The organism is Pseudomonas lopnurensis, from assembly GCF_015070855.1.
Classification (GTDB): Bacteria; Pseudomonadota; Gammaproteobacteria; order Pseudomonadales; family Pseudomonadaceae; genus Stutzerimonas; species Stutzerimonas lopnurensis.
Genome location: NZ_JADDIX010000066.1, coordinates 30,503 through 48,981, shown reverse-complemented (window position 1 = coordinate 48,981; position 18,479 = coordinate 30,503). Strand labels below are relative to the sequence as shown.

Annotated in this window: 14 protein-coding genes; all 14 read right to left on the bottom strand. The window is 60.3% G+C overall.

Translation table 11 applies throughout. The features are described 5' to 3' along the window. Positions 1-196 precede the first annotated feature (196 nt). The 14 genes from IN820_RS12825 to flgJ all read right to left on the bottom strand — a co-directional run bounded on the left by IN820_RS12825 (position 197) and on the right by flgJ (position 18,473). Positions 197-652, bottom strand: a complete 456-nt coding sequence (locus tag IN820_RS12825; protein ID WP_020307333.1) for an SEL1-like repeat protein — start codon at positions 650-652, stop codon at positions 197-199. Continuing rightward, entirely contained in the window at positions 652-1,032 is a 381-nt protein-coding gene (locus tag IN820_RS12820; protein WP_041755415.1) for a hypothetical protein, read from the bottom strand. Before IN820_RS12820 ends, IN820_RS12825 begins: the two co-directional genes overlap by 1 nt. Beyond that, a complete protein-coding gene (locus tag IN820_RS12815) occupies positions 1,029-1,355 on the bottom strand; it encodes a helix-turn-helix transcriptional regulator (RefSeq protein ID WP_011912581.1) in 327 nt (108 codons plus the stop codon). Before IN820_RS12815 ends, IN820_RS12820 begins: the two co-directional genes overlap by 4 nt. A gap of 158 nt (positions 1,356-1,513) precedes the next feature. Continuing rightward, a complete protein-coding gene (locus IN820_RS12810; protein ID WP_193681343.1) occupies positions 1,514-1,963 on the bottom strand; it encodes a YkvA family protein in 450 nt (149 codons plus the stop codon). Between the two features lie 407 nt (positions 1,964-2,370). Beyond that, the gene (locus tag IN820_RS12805; RefSeq protein ID WP_193681342.1) at positions 2,371-2,688 is read right to left on the bottom strand and encodes a ComEA family DNA-binding protein; all 318 of its coding nucleotides are present in this window, start codon (positions 2,686-2,688) and stop codon (positions 2,371-2,373) included. Positions 2,689-2,880: 192 nt separating this feature from the next. Beyond that, the gene (fliD, locus tag IN820_RS12800; RefSeq protein WP_193681341.1) at positions 2,881-4,293 is read right to left on the bottom strand and encodes a flagellar filament capping protein FliD; all 1,413 of its coding nucleotides are present in this window, start codon (positions 4,291-4,293) and stop codon (positions 2,881-2,883) included. A 60-nt stretch (positions 4,294-4,353) separates the two neighbouring features. Continuing rightward, positions 4,354-4,719, bottom strand: coding sequence for a flagellar protein FlaG (locus IN820_RS12795; RefSeq protein WP_193681340.1), 366 nt, complete (start codon positions 4,717-4,719; stop codon positions 4,354-4,356). Between the two features lie 67 nt (positions 4,720-4,786). Then, positions 4,787-6,235 carry a flagellin gene (locus IN820_RS12790; protein WP_011912576.1) on the bottom strand — a complete coding sequence of 483 codons (1,449 nt, stop codon included), beginning with the start codon at positions 6,233-6,235 and terminating at the stop codon, positions 4,787-4,789. A 425-nt stretch (positions 6,236-6,660) separates the two neighbouring features. Then, positions 6,661-11,508 carry a glycoside hydrolase family 99-like domain-containing protein gene (locus IN820_RS12785; protein ID WP_193681339.1) on the bottom strand — a complete coding sequence of 1,616 codons (4,848 nt, stop codon included), beginning with the start codon at positions 11,506-11,508 and terminating at the stop codon, positions 6,661-6,663. 54 nt (positions 11,509-11,562) lie between these two features. After that, positions 11,563-12,132, bottom strand: a complete 570-nt coding sequence (locus tag IN820_RS12780; protein WP_125841616.1) for a hypothetical protein — start codon at positions 12,130-12,132, stop codon at positions 11,563-11,565. Positions 12,133-12,326: 194 nt separating this feature from the next. After that, on the bottom strand, positions 12,327-12,929 hold the full coding sequence (cysC, locus tag IN820_RS12775) for an adenylyl-sulfate kinase (protein ID WP_011912572.1): 603 nt from the start codon (positions 12,927-12,929) through the stop codon (positions 12,327-12,329). Positions 12,930-13,704: 775 nt separating this feature from the next. Then, the gene (locus tag IN820_RS12770; protein ID WP_193681338.1) at positions 13,705-15,285 is read right to left on the bottom strand and encodes a flagellar hook-associated protein 3; all 1,581 of its coding nucleotides are present in this window, start codon (positions 15,283-15,285) and stop codon (positions 13,705-13,707) included. A gap of 11 nt (positions 15,286-15,296) precedes the next feature. Beyond that, positions 15,297-17,306: a flagellar hook-associated protein FlgK gene (gene flgK / locus IN820_RS12765; protein WP_193681337.1), complete on the bottom strand. Its 2,010-nt coding sequence runs from the start codon at positions 17,304-17,306 to the stop codon at positions 15,297-15,299. Positions 17,307-17,309: 3 nt separating this feature from the next. Continuing rightward, entirely contained in the window at positions 17,310-18,473 is a 1,164-nt protein-coding gene (gene flgJ, locus IN820_RS12760; RefSeq protein WP_193681336.1) for a flagellar assembly peptidoglycan hydrolase FlgJ, read from the bottom strand. Positions 18,474-18,479 lie beyond the last annotated feature (6 nt).

Sequence of the window (18,479 nt, the reverse complement as noted above, 5' to 3'; positions counted from 1 at the left end):
GTCTGGTTAGTTTGTTAACTCACCGGGCATTATGTTGTAGGAGCCAGCTTGCTGGCGATCATCGGCAGTGGTGGTCGGGATCGCCAACAAGGACTAGGCGTCCCCCAGGGGTCTACGCTCGAAAGCTCTTGCACTTCTCCCGAGTCGCGGCAACGCATGGATAAACGAACGTCCAAGACAGACCCTAGGCAACACGCTATGGGGACATAGCCTTGTAGAAATCGGCCTGTTTCGCGTCGGCCGCGAGGCCATGGCCGCCCGCACGATAAAGCTGCTCGAGACGGACCGCAGCCAGGGGATGTCCGGCATCGGCGGCGCGGGCCCACCAGCGTACCGCCTCTCTGCCGTCCGGGCCGTGCGACGCCTCTTCGCTCAGGCTGATCACACCCATCTGGTAGGCCGCCTTCGCATCCCCCGCCTCGGCCGCCAGGCGCAGCAGGCGGGCGCCCTCCTGCCTGGCGCCGAAGCCCTGGCCGCGGAAATACAGGATGTGCCCGTAGAAGCTCTGGGCTTTCACATCGCCCAGTGCCGCCATCCGTGCGAACTGGCCCTCCATCCAGCGCCAGAGCTTCGGCTGTCGAACGGCCTGGCGCGAGGCCATCAGCTTGCGGGCAATGAAATACCCAGCCCTGGCCCGCAACTCCCACAGCATCAGGGCACCTCCGGATAATCGAACTCGAATACACGCGCCACTTCCCCGGCATGCCAGGAGGCGGCGGCAAAGCCGTCGGCAGGGCCGCTGAAACGCCCCAGACGAGCGGCACACTCGAAGAAACCGGTGCGGGGCAAGCGGCTGGCACCCTGGCTGATGACCAGGGCGCTACGCAACGGACGCTCCGAACGGGCATCCAGCGCGGCCAGGTGTTCGAGGGCGGCAGTGAGCGTCTGCATGGCGGGTGTCGGCAACTGCAGGCGCTCGAGCAGCGCCCGATAGGTCACCAGATGGCGCTGGCGGCGCGCCTCGGCCAGCTCGTCGAGCAGTGCCTGCCAATGCTGGCGGCTGATGCTCACGGCCGCAGATTGCTGGTTCAAGCGTCGTCCTCCCAGCCGGAAATATCCAGCGCGCGTGCCAGCGCACGGCGGATCGCGGCATCCGGCTCGCGCTCTCCGGCTTCGATCAGGCCAAGGTAGGCGGGGCTGATGCCCACCGAGCGCGCCAGTGCCTCCTGGCTCAGGCCCTGCGCCTCGCGCAGGATGGATAGTTGCTTCAGCGCCGGTTTCGGCACTTGCGAGGAAGAAGACTCCATGACCGTCGTAGGCTGGGCGCCAACCGCGTTCAGCAGCGCCTGGTACTCATCCCATGGCAGAACGGCATATTCCGGCGAACCGTCACGCATGATGACCTGTACATTCATCCGTTTTCCCCTGGCTTTCCCAACGATCAGAGGGCTGATCTTAACAGCCTGCGCGGCTCATTGAAGCGGCAAGCCAGGCACTCCGGAGAGTGAATCGGGACCCGGCTCCGCAAAAAAGCGGGCACATTCGACGACTCCGTTGCTTTCCTGGTCCGCAATCAGGCCGAATCTCCGCCGGCCTTGGGCTCGGTCAGTTCCGGTAGCCGTTGGAGTTCAGTCTGTCGCTCCCTTGGTTGCGCATCCTTCCAGGCCCTGAACGCTTCCAGTTCTGCCGACCACTTGCGCATCACCCAGCCGAGCACCGCAAGATCGTCGACGAAGCCGAGCCCAGGCAGCCAGTCTGGAATGGCGTCGATGGGCGAAAGGAAATAAAGCAAGCCGGCGACCACGGCAACCAGTGCCTGGGGGCTTATCGCACGATATTCGCCACGCCACCAAGCGACGCAGAGGGCCTGGAACAAGCCCAGGTCTTCACGCAAGCCTTTCACCAAGCCCCGCTTCGAGGATGACTTGCGCGCCACGGCGAGCAATAGCGCGGGGATTTTCCCCATGCGGATCAGACGCTGCGCGAGGGGAAGGTAACGCATGAAATTCCATGGTGCTTTCATCTCTGCTCCTGCAGCCGGCGTCGATGCTGGCATTGAAAGGGTTATCCACCGAAGCTGTGGATAACCCTGTAGACAGATTATGGATGACTGCCGCAAACGCCCTGCCCACGGGCATCCGACACAGATCGGCGCTTTTTTACCCAGCGCACCAAGCCATTGAAAATCAAAGAGTTACGCAACAGGAAAGAAATTTACCGGAACAGATCGAGAGTAAGGGAGGATCATATTCCGAATGTGCATAACCCAGCGAAGTCAATGCTTTATACAAGCGTTTTGACTGGCAAATGCACAGGGTGTTCGGCCATGTATCGACCTTGTACCGTTGTCGCGGGCAAAGCGCAGGCGGCGATGGATACGGGCCGAAGCCGAGGGGCTGATCGTTACGACCAGCCCTTCCGAACGCAGCGTTACTGGAGAGCGAGCTTGCCGCGGTTCTGCTCCAGCGTGGAAGCACCGATGCCTTTGACTTCCAGCAGCTCGTCCAGCGAAGTGAACGGGCCGTGCTCCTCGCGATAGGCAACGATGGCCTGGGCTTTGGTCGCGCCGATGCCTTTCAGCTCGCGGTTGAGCGTTTCCGCATCGGCCGTATTGAGATTCACCGTTGCCGCTTGGGCGACTGCCGCGGCAGACACATCGGCGGGGCTGGATTGGGGAGCGGCATGGCTGGAGAGGGAGGCACTGGCAAGCAATGCGAAAGCCACAGCGGCAAGAAAAACCTTGGTCATGTTCATGTCCTTATGAAATGGAGTATGTCGATTCCGCCGCGCCGTTTCCGGAGCGGCGGAATCGACATTAGCTATACAAGAACAAGAGTCAACAGCCTCCTTCCAGGTATGCGACATACCTCACACATGCATCAGCAATCCCTTTCGTTCAGTGCCGCCAATGTGTCCATATTATTGGACTTGGTATATCCATCAATCGTCCGAATTATTCAGCGCATTCAACGTCGCAAGAATGCTTTCGCTCGTAGCCTGCAATTGCGCGACCAATGTGTCCATATTGTTGTACTTGGTATATAGCGAGGCTGTGACGGACTCGATTCGGCGGTCGAGCGTCTCTTGTTGCGTCGTGAGGTCATTGAGCGTGTTCTGGATATTCTCCTCGCGCGTCTCGAGCAATCCACCAGAAGCGGTATAGACGCCCGTAACGCTACCCAGGCGAGAGAGCAACCCGTTACTGCCAGCGAAGAATTCCTTGACGTCGGCATAATTGCTCTCCAGGGAGCTGGTCAGCTTGTCGTCATCGATTGCAAGCGTGCCATCCTTGTTGGTGGTGACGCCGAGCTGGGCCAGAACGCTCAGATTTCCACTGGCACCAGACGTATCGCTCAAGGCGCTGCGTATCGACGTCAGCAGGGACCGGACCGAGGCATCGCCAACCATCGCCCCCGCCTCCGTCGAGCTTCCATCGTCGGTCGCCGACACCTTGGTCAGCGCGTTGGTGATCGTCATGAGCGTGTTATAGGCGGTGACGAAACTCTCGACCGAGGTCTTCAATCCATCGGTATTGGCCCCAACGGTAAGCGTCGAACTGCCCTCGCCCGTCAGCTTGATGGTAAGCCCGCTCAAGGCGGTGACGGTATTGGTCGAACTGCTGAGCTCGAGCCCGTCGAGCGTGTAGGACGCATTAGACGACAGGGTTATGTAGCCGGCGTCCGTTCCGCTCTGCTTGCTCAATACCCGATTGCCGTCCTCGTCGAAGGTATTGTTGATATCGAGCGCAGCGAGATCGTCCGTACCGGACACGTGCAGATCGGTCCCTTCACCCGTGGTTTCGGAGGACAGAACCAGACGCGAGCCATTGGAGTCGGTGACGATGTTGGCGCTGATTCCCGCCGAGGACGACAGTTGCGAGTTGATCGCATCGCGAATTTCGGTCAGCGTGGCTCCAGCCTTCACGCTCACGGTGTAGGAGGTATTGTCGCCGATGCCGATGGTGAGATCGCCGCCCGAAGCGAAGGCTGTCGAAGCACCGGTGCTGAAGCTTGCGGTCGCGACCTTCGAGCCTGTGGCCAGACTATTCACTTCCAGGGCGTAGGAACCCGTGACAGCACCACTCCCCGCTGTAACAGACGCCACCGAACTCCCGGATGACGTCGCGCTAAATGCATCGAAGCTGGACGAAACGCTGGTCAGGGCCGCCATTGACGCTTCGAAAGTTTCCAGCGCGCTTTTGAGCGTACCCACCGCGGATAGCGTCGTTTCGTTCTTGGCAGTCAGCCGATCGATCTGTGCCTGCTTGGGCGCCTTCTGCGCATCGGCAATGGCCGTGACCAGAGAGTCGATATCGAGCCCCGAACCGAGCCCTGTGATGGTGCTGACAGCCATCTTTCACCTCTTGCGTCTGTAAATTGACAATTGCATGGGACCCAAGCAATTAGCCGGCCATCACGCCCGATCCCTCAACAGCAGGCTGCGAAAATCTTCCAGATGTTCCGCCAGTTTCAGCACCTCCTCAGAGGGAATCTGACGGATAAGTGTGCCGGACTCGCTATCGATCACCTGCACGACTACCCGGCCACTGGCCTCGTCGACGCTGAAGTCGAGATCGCGGCTGACGGACTGGGCAAAGCTCTGCATGCTGGCTACGGCCGTGTCGAGCAGCTGGCGCTGGTCCACGCCGCCCTGCACCGCTGCGGGCTGGCTCTCTGCGCCATTACCGCTGGCACGAACCAAGTGATCCGCAGCGGAACCGCCTGCGGTCGACTGGGGCACCTGCACCGGCTGAGCATGGGTAACGAGCTGAATGGTCATGGAATGTCACCTCTCAACGGGAAAAGGGGAAGGCCTGAGCGCTTCCCCTTGTTCTATCCCAACCCGCTTACTGAAGCAGGCTCAGCACCGACGAAGGCAACTGGTTGGCCTGAGCCAGGATGGCGGTGGAAGCCTGTTGCAGGGTCTGCTGCTTGGTCAGCTCGGCGGTTTCCGCGGCGAAGTCGGCATCCTGGATCCGGCTGCGGGCGGAAGTGGAGTTCTCCACAATGCTCTGCAGGTTGGAAACGGTGCTGTCGAAGCGGTTCTGCACGGCACCGAGGTCGGCGCGCTGGGTGTCGATATTGGAGATCGCCTTGTCGATCACCGCAATGGCGCTTTGCGCCCCTTCTGCGGTCGTGATGCTGCTGTCGGCAACGCTGGTCAGCTTCGAGGAGGCAGTGGTGGTGCCAGTCTCCGCGAACAGCCCATCCACGCCATCACCCGCCAGCGAGTACGACTTGGAGGAGTTCAATTCCACTGCACCGGTAGCGATGAAGTCCTCATCAATAGCAGTACCCGACGCCGCATACTTGCCCGAACCATCCTGCACGTTCACCGTGACACCACCATATTCGGTGGTAACGCCAGTTGTGCTCACAGCGCCGAAGACGATGTTCTCGCCAGTATCCGAGGTGATGGAAAGCTCGTCGGTGTCTTCGTTGAAGTTGACGCTGATACCCAGAGCAGAGGCGTTGGAGCTGAGTTGCTCGGCCAGGCTGGCGTTATCGGTCACGCCGATCATATCGATGGCCTTGGAATCGCCCACCGTGATACTGAAGTTGGCCGGCGTACCCGAGGCGGCAGCAGGCACCTCCAGTTGGGCTACGGTGCGAGCCGAGGCGCTCAAGCCGGTCACGGCACCGTCCAGTTGCTTGGCGATGTCCTTGGCCGAGGCTCCAGCATCCACGGTGATCGACTTGGTCTCGCCACTACCAGTCACGGTTATGGCGCCACCGGTAACACCGGAGGCGGACGGGGTGATAGCCTGGCTCTGAACCTGCTGGGAACCGATCTTGGTGGCCGAGATGTTGCCCAGGGTCACGTTGATGGTCTCGTTGGCGTTGGCGCCGACCTGGAAGCTGGTGGTACCGAAGGAGCCATCCAACAGGTTGCGCCCACCAAAGGTAGTGGTTTCGGCGATACGGGTCAGCTCGGTGGTAAGCGCAGCGTATTCGGACTGCAGGGAAGCACGGTCTTCGGCGCTGTTGGAACCGTTGGCCGATTGGAGAGCCAGTTCGCGCATGCGCTGCAGGATGTTGGTGGATTCCTGCATGGCGCCTTCGGCGGTCTGGGCGATGGAAATGCCATCGTTGGCGTTCTTGGTCGCCACGTTCAGACCATTGATCTGGCTGGTCAGGCGGTTGGAGATCTGCAGGCCGGCGGCATCGTCCTTGGCGCTGTTGATCTTCAGGCCGCTGGACAGGCGCTGCATGGTGGTGGACAGGGCCTCGGAGGCCCGGTTCAGGTTTTTCTGGGTATTAAGCGATGCAACGTTGGTGTTGACGGTAAGAGCCATGACGAGAACCTCGTGGTGTGGGCTTGTACGACTCCCGGCCTTGGCAACCGCCCGGGATGGCCTAGAGAGCTTTCACTGGGTTTATCGTCGTGGCCCGACAATCCTTTAGCATTTTTTTCGATTTTTTCGTGCCAACTCCCTCGCTGCATGTCAAGCAGCGGAAAACGCTTTCCGGAACAGGCCGTTCGGCGGGTTGCAACAAATCTGCCTGGAGCACCTGTCGCCTCAGGTCACGCCTCCAGAAAGCCGCATGTGCACACCGAACCCGTAGGAGCCGGCTTGCCGGCGATCATCGGCGATGGTGGTCCGGATAGCCAGCAGAACCAGGCGTCCCCGGGCTCCTACGCTCGAGAGGCCCTTGCGCTTCTCCCGAGTCGCGGCAATGCATGGATAAAAAGAACGTCCGGGACCGTCGCGCTCCCTCTTCAATCCGGCAGCCAGGCCCTACCCCACGCCAATGCTGCGTCCGCCGTCAGCAGCCATTCCTCGCGCACCCGTGCCTGGAGCTCGACACCCTGCCGACGGCTGGCATCCGGTTCGGCCAGATGGGCACGGATGGCTTCCAGCCAATCCTCGGCACGATTGCGCACTCGGGTGACCGGAAGCACACCGCGATACGGATCGATGTCGCTGCATACCACTGGAAAACCACAGGCGCCATACTCGAGCAGACGCAGGTTGCTCTTGCAGACATTGAAACGGTTATCCTCCAGCGGCGCCAGCGCCAAGTCCAGATCGAGCCCCGCCAAACGCCGGGGATATTCATCGAAATGGACGCCGGGATGGTACTCGGCGACATGGGGCAGCAGCTCCTCCGGACACATGCCCATGAATACCCAGTCCACTTCCGCCGCCAGCGCCTTGACCACCTCGGCGAGCAGCGCCAGGTCACCGCCATGCCCTATGCCACCCGCCCAGCCTACCCTCGGCTTCCCGGATAGCCGGCGCCCACCCTGCAGCGACCACCATGCCGGATGCAGGCGATTGGGCAACACTCGAATATCCGAATGCATATGTTGCAGCGCGTGCGCAAGGGGCTCGGTAGACACCACCAAGCGGTCACACAAGGACACCGCCCTGGCCAACACCGAGGCAATGTCACCGCTGAAATTCGCTCTGTGCACACTGGCGCTCGGCAATTCGAGGAGGTAGTCGTCCAGTTCGAAAACACGGAAGGCCGGCGACAGGCGTTTCAGCTTTTCGATATGTTCGATCCCGCGCGGACCGTACTGTCGCTGCAACACCACAGCATCGGGACGCATGCGCTCGAAGTGGGCGGGTGAGAGCAAGTAGCTGCTAATCATGCCTTGAGCATGGCCCTCGCGCTCCAGCGCTGCGAACGGCTGGACGACCCGGTACTGGCCGCTACCAAACGCATCCGCCGCATAGCACAGGAACGATGGTACGGCCCGCTCGGCAAAGGGCTGCCAGGGTAACCGTTCCGACTCCGCGGCCAGGACGAAGCCGCTGTTCAGGCTCAGGGCGGGACTATAGGCTGGATCCTGGGCAATCCTGGGCAACCAGCGCTCGTACAGCCTATCCTCATCGCCGCCGGCAACCACCGGGTCGGCCTGGTCGGCAGTGCTACCCTGGAGCAATTCGGCATACGGCGTCCAGATCGTCAGATAGCCGGCCTGATGCGCCTTGAGGCAGAAATCCGTCGCCGTCTGCAGGTCGCCGGACAGAGCCTCGTCCAGGCCGCCGATTTCCCGCCACAGCTCTGCTCGGACCATCATGCAATCCCGTGAGACCGCACTGTAGTTCTGATCCACCAGCAACCGATGCAGGTATCCGCTCGCACCGGCGGGTTCGCCCTGGAAGGCTAGCCCCACCGCTCCCTGAAGCCCCAGGATCAGGCCGGCATGACGGACGCTGCCATCGATGGCCGTCAGGCGGGGGCCGACGATGCCTACCTCCGGACGCCGGGCATGGTTGAGCAGGGCGTCCAACCAACCTGGGTCGACCACCGCGGTATCACAGCCCAGCAGCAGATAATAGTCGCCGCGCGCCTGGCCGGCCGCCAGATTGTCGAGCGCCGGCCTGCCACCGCCATGCGGGCAACGAACGATACGCACCTGCTCGCTATTCAGCGCCTCCATGCCCTCGAACCAGGCTCGGGCCTCCGGAGTCTCGCTGGCATCGTCGACGATCAGCAGCTCGTAATTAGGATAGCGGGTCTTCTCGACCAGACTTTCAACGCAGCGGCGCAACAGGGGCAAACGATCACGAGCGACCACGATGATCGACACTAGCGGCTGGCCAGTATGTGAGTAAGTTACCCTGTTGATCATCGGCAAGGCTCCGATGCCAACCGCATGGCCAACGCCCAGGCGGGACAGGTGCGCGGAGACCAGCCGGGCGTTCGCTTCCTGCACGGGTGCACCCGCGAGCCACTGCCCCAGCGATTGCCGGCAGTGCACCAGCACTTCGGCAATGTGGCCGATGGCCGAAAAGCCACGAGTTTCCAACAGGCGCCATAGCAAGTCGTGGGGACTCAGTTCGCCCATCGCCCCCCTGAAGCCGCCCGCCGCCAACAGGCCGCCACGGGCGAAGGCCAGTACGCGACCACAGTATGGATAGCTGCGCATGAGGTCCAGGTTGAAGTCCGGCTTGAAGAACGGGTCGAACCGCTCGGCGCCTTCGAGTCGGTCTTCGTCGACATAGCAGCAGGCCAGCTCCGGAGTGGTAACAATCCGCTCGGCCAGCAGCAGCAACGCCCGCTCGTCCAGTTCGTCGCCAGCCCGCAGCAGGAGCAGCCAGTCGACATCCTCCACCTGTGTCAGATGCGCATCCAACTGCGCCCAGTCCAAGGTCTCGGGCAACTGGCGCAACGGCAGGGAAGACTCCAGCGCCGGAGGCTCGCCGCCACGCAGCCATACACCAGCTGCGGCATAGTCCTGTCGCTCGACGCTCACCAGGGTCTGCCGCAGTGCCTCGGCCGTGGCATCCTGGCAGTCCACCACCAGCAGCAGGCGGGGGGCATGGGACCAGGCCGCGAGCCGTTCGGGCAGATGGACGCGCTCTGCGTGAGACAACTGCCGACTGGCGAGCCAACTCCGGTAGTCTTCGAGGAAAGGGTTATAGGGGCGGACGGGAATCTCGGTCGCCGCCTTCAGCTTGTCCAGGGCGTTGCGAGTCGCCTCCAGGTAGGCCCTGCCGTGGCGGACATCCGGCTCCAGGTGACAGCCCTCGCCCCACTCGTTCCAGGCGTTGATGAAAACCAGCCGCTCGTCGCCCGCGAACTCCTCGCAGGTTTTCGCCAGGGTGTGTTCGAGCCACTGGCCATAGCGCTCGGGCGTGGCGTTGACGAACAGCCCCGCACGCCCCTTGCGCCGGCGGGCGCTGTTGTCCCAGCTCGGCACCAGGCAGCGAAAACGCTTGTAGTGGGGTCGCGGCCGCTCGCTCCAGTAGTCGGCGAGTTTGCCGTAGTCGCCCAGAAACTGAAACGGCAACGTCGGGTTGCGCACCGGCTCGTCAGGCGCCACCCGCACGGCATCCACCTGATGTGGGAGGAATTCGCAGTTGGCATCGAAACCAACCTCTTCCGGCAGAAAGACCTTGAAGCTTTCGACGCCGACCAGGTAGACCTCGCCGATGCCCGCATCCCGCCAGGCCTGCCGCCACGCCGCCAGTGTATTGGCGAGATCGGGAATGATATCGCCCCGGTAGACGAGCAGAAGCGGCTTGCCATCTACCCGGATGTAGCGCGGATCGGAGAAATAGGGCACCAGATCGCGGGCGAAACGCTCGTGCAGGGAGGGGTCGTAGCTTTGCGCGATGAGCACTTCCTGGTCGCCGCCATCCCAGCGCCGGGTCCAGTTCTCGTTGGCCCAGCACAGACAGAACGGCAAGTCGATCTCCGGATGGCGGAGCAGTTGGTCGACGGGCTTCTCCAACAGGCGCTTGCCGTCGAACCAGTAGTGGTAGAAGCAGAAGCCTTCCAGCCCGTACTCCCTGGCCAGCGCGGCTTGGCGGGCCAACACCGAGACGTCGCCAAGCTCGTAGTAGCCCACTTCCTCGGCCGGTACATGCGGCTGGTAGTGGCCATCGAATGTCGGCTTGCCCTGTCGCACATTGGTCCATTCGGTAAAGCCCTTGCCCCACCAGCGGTTATTTTCCGGGATGGGATGGTATTGGGGCAGGTGGAAGGCGATGGCTCTGACGGCAGCAACAACCGAACCTGATGGCTCAGTTGAAACCATGACCCGCTCACTGTCTACCGCGCTAGGGAGGGACTTTGGATTCCTCTTCTTCGTCGATACTCGCTCGTGGTAGCGTAAATGCCGCGAGAGCAGACGCTGCAAAGCCTCGGGAATACCGCCGTACTCACTCGATTCAACGAACCGCAAGAGTTCATGAGTAGTGGATGAGAATCTGAATCTTCTACGCGCGGCTTCCTGCAAATATGCAAGATTGGAGCGAGCGGCCTCATAGCCATTCAATATATCGGCGCACAATTCTTCCGCAACCATTTCCCGCTTACAGCATCGTCCGGAGAAGTTGTATGCAGCCGCCAAATCGAAGTTCGATACGTCGATATATCCGGGCCCGCCAAATCGATCGTAACAATAGATGGGAACTTTCAGCGCGAAGCATTGCTGCACCGTCCTGCCGATTGTCACGACAAGGTCATACTCCTGCAGCAGCTCCGGAGTCATCTGGACGCTTTTATGGGAAAAACCGTAGATGTCGACATGTGCATGAGCCGCCAGAAGGCGCATCGCCTTCGTCACTTCCCGTGGTACGTGATTCGATACGACCGCCACTCGCTCCAAACCCGCATACTGGCGTGCCCGCTTCATTTCGAAGTAGTGGTCAAGTACACAATTTTCAAACAGAAAGACCTTATCGCTGCTCACCCCGAGCTGAAGAAGACATTCCCGTGTCTCCAGCGAGTTGGCGCTGATGCCACTCAGCCACTGGAAGTACAAGGGAGGGGCTTCCAGCGGTTCGAAGGAAGACAGGGACGAATAGACGACCCGTCGGGGCCGCAGGCCATAATCGACGAGCAATCGATCGAAGGTCGTGAAGTGGTGCCCCCAAAGCAGCCCCACCTCGCTATCCAGATCGATGGCACTCTTGTTCAGGTCGATCCAGCCGACCTCGAAGGCATCGAACAGCTCACGCAGCGGCTGGCCCAGTTCGAAACATCCCACATGAACCTTCCAGCCCATGCTGGTCAACACTCTCGCCATGTCGAGGGTGACCAGCTCCGAGCCTGCGAAGTAGCGCAGGGAATGGTTCGTGATAATTGCCGTCTTGTATTTGTTCATCGCTCACCCGAAATCAGAACCGCTGGCGCGGAATGTATGGCAGACCGCGGCGAATCATGATGGAGCAGTCCATTGTGACTGTTCGGGCAATTCCACACCGGCAAGATCAATCCCGCAGAAATCGGCTATTTTGAGCAATGTCTCTCGTGGGGAAGAGAAAATATCCTCTGCCAGAATCGTTACATACTCGACTTCTTTCCTGCGCAGGTAATCCAGCGTTCGACGTCTCACCTTTTCCAGCTCATCAGTTGCCCATCGAATATCCACTTCCGTAGCTGGAAAATTTGCACAGGTCACGTCACGCCCTTTCTGATTGAGCCACGTCTGAGTCTTCAGTGCGTCCCAATACGATTTGGCCTGGGCCGCCAGATCCAACCGGTCTATGAACACATGACGCGCATCCCCGAATTGTCGAGCGACTGCCGTCGAACAACCAAGGCTCTCGAAATTCGAATTCCACTTATAGCTGAACACTCCATTCGGAGAGGTTCTGCATCTCATCAACTCGGTGAAGTCGTACTCGGACAATCCCGGCAAGCGCTCAGCCATGTAACCGAGATTGGCAGGGGAGAAATATTCCAGCGGAAAACCGATTCTACCAACCTGCCGGATCAGGTCTGCCAAGAGGTTGGATCCGCTACGGGGAATGAAATGGAAACAGACTATCTTGCCGGGAGTATCGGTATACGCGTCGAAGTCCAAACATTCGTCATAGAGAAATTTCCTATTTTCCATCCACTTCACCCAGCACTCTCGAAAGCCTCAAATCTATCAGCTCGTCATCGCAACGTCCGAGCAGACTCGAATACAGATCCATCCTAATTGAACATGAGCAACATCCGCTCGACGCAGTCGGTAACGGACATCACACCAGTGTTCAGCTCCAAATCAGGTTTCTGTGGTATCTGATACGGCGCACTGACGCCGGTAAAAGATTCTATTTCTCCGGCGCGCGCCTTGCGATAGAGCCCCTTCGGGTCCCTGGCCTCACAAACGGACAGCGTCGCACTCAGGTAGACTTCGCGGAAACGCTGCTCACCGATGATATCTCGTGCCCGGCGGCGATCTTCCGAGTACGGAGAGATGAGCGAAACGATCACAATCAGTCCCGCCTCGTTCATCAACCTGGCCACCTCGGCAGTACGGCGGATATTTTCTGCCCGGTCCCGCGGGGTAAAAGAGAGGTCCCGGTTCAAACCACAGCGGATATTGTCTCCATCCAGCACGAATGCTGCCTTGCCTGTATTCAGCAGTGCGCGTTCTAGACTGAAGCCCAAGGTAGACTTTCCCGCACCGCTAAGGCCGGTCAGCCACAAGGTCACAGGTATCTGGTTCAGCACTCCTCTCTTCCGCTCGTCGGAAGTTGCCAGATTGGCCACCCGTGTGACATCGACCCTATTTCTTATGAAATGGTCTTCCATCCCCTCTCCCTAGCTAAGCATCTATAGTATAGGCTTGCAGGTTTACCGTCTTTTAAAAAGCCACTACCCCGGCTGCTGGGGACCGCCCCTCGGCAAGGAGTACCGCCCCAACTGCATGGCACTCACGCCAGCGAAATGACACCTATACAGGACTTAGCAAGAAGCCGGCCACTTGCATAACACTGAGGCGTATCGCCAATGTCTGCACCGCTATACCCGGAGCTCCTGCGCACGGGAATGCAGGAGCTCCAGCGGCAGAAAGAATGGCCAATCCACCTGGCCCATCGCGGATTAGGGGCACTTGGAAGCGGCAGTTACGGCAACGGGGACCTGAATTACGATCGCTACCAACAACGGGTTCATCCTCGGAGAGGAAATTGGACACGAGCTAGTAGCCCAGGCAATTAGTTGGTTAACTCAAGTCGAGATGATCAGAGCTTCGAGACTAGTGGACTGTCTTGGAAGTTCATTTATTCATACGTTGCCTCGACTCGGGAAAAGCGCAAGAGCCTTTCAAGCGTAAGAGCGTGGGGGCACCTAGTCCTTGCTGGCGATCCCGACCACCATCGCCGATGATCGCCAGCAAGCTGGCTCCTACAACATAATGATCAGTGAGCTAACAAACTAACCAAACAGGCCACTAGGGACTGCAACGTCATAGCCGGGCTATGGTAAGGAGCAGTCAGCCGTATCGGGGGCATGAGCGCCGAATTAACTAACTGAACGAACCAAACAAATACATGGCTACTTCAGACCGTCCCTCCTCAACCAGCGCTTACAACTGGTTGAACAATGTCAACTGACTGATGCGGGCGAACGCAAGCTGTGCCGCCTCGAGCATGGTCTGCTGCAATATCAGCTTGGAAGTGGCCTCGGCCATGTCGGTGTCGCGAATGCTCGACTGCGTCGATGCATTGGTGATGCTCAGGCTTTCGTTTTCCGTCGTCAGGATATCGATCGTGTTGAGTCGGGCGCCGATCGAGGAGCGGGTGGCATCCACGGAGGCGATTCCTTTGTCGAGATTGGTCAGGGCCAGCGCGATCGAGTCGCGCAATGCCAGCTGGGCCTCGGTATCGCTCGCTATCGGTTCCTGCAACGTAGCCCGGAGGCTGGAAATGGTATCCAGGATGCTGCTGGTTTCCGCGGAATTCGCCTTGACGTTGAAGCTGTCGCCGGCCGCCGGAGTGGAACTCAAGTCGTAGGAAACCCCGGCGAAACTGAGCGCGGAACCCGTCAACGAGCCGGAGCCGATTGCCGTGCTGGTCGCGGTGAGCGGTTGCAGGAAGACTTCGTAGTCCGTTGCGCTGGTGAACTTGAAGGTCACCCCCGAATCGGGGAAAGCCGCGTTATAGGCGGCGGTATCGGTGATCGTGCCACCGCTCAACTGCGCCGTCGAGGTGTTCGACGAGGTACGACTGATGGCAAAGGTGTCCGTCGTGCTGCCGAACTCGAAGCTATAGCCCGTCAGGAGGGCATCGTAGTCACCGCTGCTGTCGGAGGAAAGTGCCTGTACATCCAGCTCCAGCGTTATGCCACGAAAGGTGATGGTCGTACCATCAAGGGCCTCAGGATCGAAAGCCCCTCCTCCACTCACCTCGGCGGTGACGTCGGTGCCGTCCTTGTCGCGGATGACGAACTCCGAGCCACTGACCAGTTCCAGCGTATAAGGCGATCCGGCGCGAAATTGCTGATCGTAGGTCTTGTCGTTGGTGACCAGCCCGGAGGAAAGAAAAACGCGCTGCTCGCCATCGGCATCAGGGTTCGTGGTCAGTGCCGATGTCGTCCTGCCCGCATTCACCACGTTCTCGAATACGCTCCAACCGCTGTCGTTGGCGCTGAGCAGCATGGAACTGGATACCTGAAGGCTCAGCGAGTTCTGATTTCCCTGGTAGCTAAAGGTGCCGTCGGGGTTCTTCACATACGGTTGGGTACCGCTGGACGACCCGGCGAACAGATACTGCCCGTTGGCGTCCTTGCTGTTCATCAGGCTGTAGAGCTGGTTTTCGATCTGCTCGAGTTCGCTGGCGATCGAGGTACGGTCTTCATCGGACAACGCGCCGCTACCGGCCTCGACGGCCAACTCCCTGGCGCGCTGCAACACGTTGTTGATCGAATTGAGGATGCCCTCTTCCTGAGTGAGGGTATTGGTCACCGTCGTCAGGTTGCCCTGGTACTGCGTCAGCAATGCCTGTTGCTGTTCGAGCTGCAGCAGACGCGCTGCACCAACCGGGTCGTCTGCCGGTGTCTGGATACGCTCGCCACTCGAGATTTGCTGCTGCGTTTTGACGATGTTCGCATAGCCCTTCTGATAGCTGGAAATGCTCGAACTGTAGATCAGCGAAGTGGATAGACGCATGAGCCGTCGCCTCAGAGAGTGTTGATTATGGTATCGAACATTTGTTGCGCAGCTTTAATCACTTGGGCCGCTGCCGTGTAGTACTGCTGGAACTTGATGAGGTTGGCCGCCTCTTCATCGAGGTTAACCCCTGAAACCGATTCCCGATTGGCCGTCGCCTGGCTCAGAATCGTGGACGTGGCGGAGGCATCCAGCGCAGCCTGACTGGCCTTGGCACCCACGGTTTCTATAAGCTGGCTGTAAGTACTGGTGATGCTGTGTTTGCCTATTGTCGACGCCGTCTGCAGATCGAGCAGCGCCAGCGCGTTACGGTTGTCCGAGTCACTGTCGGCATTGAACGCCACGGTGAAGCTGTCGCCCTCGGCTGGCGCGCCGCTTATCTCCAACTCGAACTCGAACGCGCTTGGGACACTGGGCGGGTTGGCCGCGATGCCGACCGTGACGGTATTGCTCTGGCCGGGAACGATGCTGCCCGTACCGAGGGCATTACCCTGTACGTCATAAAGAGTATAACCCTGGGCCGAACCACTGGCGGCATCGAACACCAGCTTGACCGGCATGGCGTTCTGGATGCTGGCCTGGGTATCGGCATTTGCCGCGGCATCATAGATGTCGAGCGCACTGCCCGAGGTCAGCGCGACACTGGAGATGGTCCCGGTACCGTAATTGCCGGAACTGCTGGTCGCCACCAGCGGCGCCGCGAAAGCCAGCTTGTTCGCATCGGTCATCACCACACCAATGCTGCCCGCCGCGGTGCGGGTAGGGATAATGGTGAACTTGTCGCCGGCGGCAACGGCCCCAGCCTCCAGCGCCAGGCTGAAGCCGTCTATCACCGGCGCAGGGTCGTCGCTCAGGTCGTAGGACCCCAGGTCCGCACCGTCGGAAAGACGCCGAACGCTGTAACCGGTAGCGCTGCTGAAGGTCACCTCGTAGTCGCTGGTAGTCAGCGCGCTGGAGTCCTCGATGTATACCGAGAGATTGCCGCTCCCCGCACTGTTGCCCACCTGGGCCAGGCTTCTCTGCGATGCGGCAAGCGCGCTGTTGATATCGCTGAACAGCGAAGTCCCGAAATCACCGTTGAGATCGATACCCTGGCCAAGCTGGCTGTTCACCTGGTCGGCGATCACCAGAGCCAGACGTCCCAGTTCATTCAGCGTCGGGTCGAGCACTTCCTCGCGATAACGAACGAGCCCACTGATCGAGCCCCCGGACACCACCGAGGTGACATCGATGGAGCTGTATCCACTGGTGAGCATCAAGTTCAAACGCGTCGGATCGGTAGTGCTCGGCTCTGCGGTAAGCGTGGAGGCCGTATTGCCCATGACCAGCGGCTGGCCAGACCCGATGAAGACGTTGGCGTTGTTGCCTTCCATGACCACCGTCACGCCAACCAGTTCGGACAGATCGACAAGCGCCTGGTCCCGAGCATCCAGCAGGTCGTTGGGCGTGGCACCACTGGCCGAGGCCTGGACGATGGCCTGGTTGTAGTTCGCGATAGAGGATGCGAGCTGGTTGACCTGCTCGGCCATCGAACTGAGCTGGGAATTGATGTAGGTGTTCTGATCAGCCAGTTGCGAGTACACCGAGCCGAACCGTTCGGCCAGACCGCCCGCATTGGTCAGCAGCAGTGCTCGCGCGGATGCATCCGTGGGATTTTCGGCAGCGGTCTGCAGTGCCGCGAAGAACGAGCTGAGCACGCTGCTGATGCCGGTGGTGCTGTCAGCGAGCAGGGCATCGGTCTGGTTGATCTGCGTCAGGTAGGCCTGGGCCTCGGCATCCAGCCCGGTACTGGTACGCAGCTGGGTATTGAGGTATTCGCTATAGATGCGTCGGACGTCGGCGACAGTCGTACCATTGCCGACATAACCGACACCGATGAACTCGGCCGATGCGCTCTTCTGCACGACGGATTGCCGCGAGTACCCAGCGGTATCGACGTTGGCGATATTGTTACCGGTAGTCGCAAGTGCCGTTTGGCTCGCAGAGAGCCCCGACAGTCCGATGGAAATCAAGCTCGCCACGATTTAACCCCTTGTCCTGATAGCCGACGAAGATCCTGTACTGGCCACTGTTTGATAAGCCTCCATGCGCCGTGCGATCTGGCTGACTTTGCGCGCATATTGAGGGTCTGTCGCGTAGCCAGCCTTCTGCAACTCCTGCACGAAGCGTTCGGAGTCACCACCGGCATTGAGCGCCGACTGATAACGATCGCTGTTCTGAAGAAGACTGACGAAGTCATCGAAGCTCTGTTCGAAGGAGGCATAGGCACGAAACCCCTCGACCTGCTTGACCGCCCGGCCGTTCACATATTCGGTGGTTCGGGCCATGGCCGATTCCCCGCTCCAGTTGGTCGCCTTGATGCCAAAGAGGTTGTGGCTATTACTGCCGTCCTTCTGCTTGATCATCGACTTACCCCAGCCCGTCTCAAGCGCGGCCTGAGCGACGAGGTAGCGGGGCTCCACACCGAGACGCTCCGCCGCCTTCTCGGCCATGGGCATCATGGTGGCGATGAATTCTTCCGGGGAAGCGAAGCGGGTCTTGCTCGGTGCCCTGGCTGTATTGACCTCGACGCCGTTGACGGTCAGCGGCTTGTCCTGCGGCGCGGCGAAGGCGGTGGCGGGCTGCCAGTCGAGGTTCACCAGCGGCTGGGGCGTACCGGTGCCGCGTGCCGGCGCGGTCGCCGAGACGTTCGCCAGCTGCCGCTCGCTCGCCCTGCCCGGCAAGGCCAGGCGGCGCTGGTTGAGCAGGCGCGAATCGTCGCGGGTCGACTCGGTGGCGACAGCCGGCTTGCTCGGCCAGGCCGCGCCTTCGGTCTGGGCGACCTGCGCGAACGGGTTGCTGCGCGAGACCGACTCGGTCTGCTTGTTCAGCTGGCGCACCAGCACGTCGGCCAGGCCGATGCCGCCACCCTCTTTCGAGAGGCTGACCGACAGTTGCTGATCATACATGTCCTGGTACTGCTTGCTCGCCTGGCTGTTGAGCGGATTGTCCTTGGCCAGGACCTCGGTGGCCGAGCGCATCGACTTGAGCATCTCGTTGAGAAACAGCGATTCGAATTCCTGCGCGACCTTGCGCACGTTCTCTTCGCCGTCCCGGTCCTTGCCCACCTTCAGCTGGCTGAGGCGGTTGAGATCGGTGTAGCTGCCGCTGTCGAGGCCGCGTGTGGCGCTACCGAGACGATTTTCCATATCTCT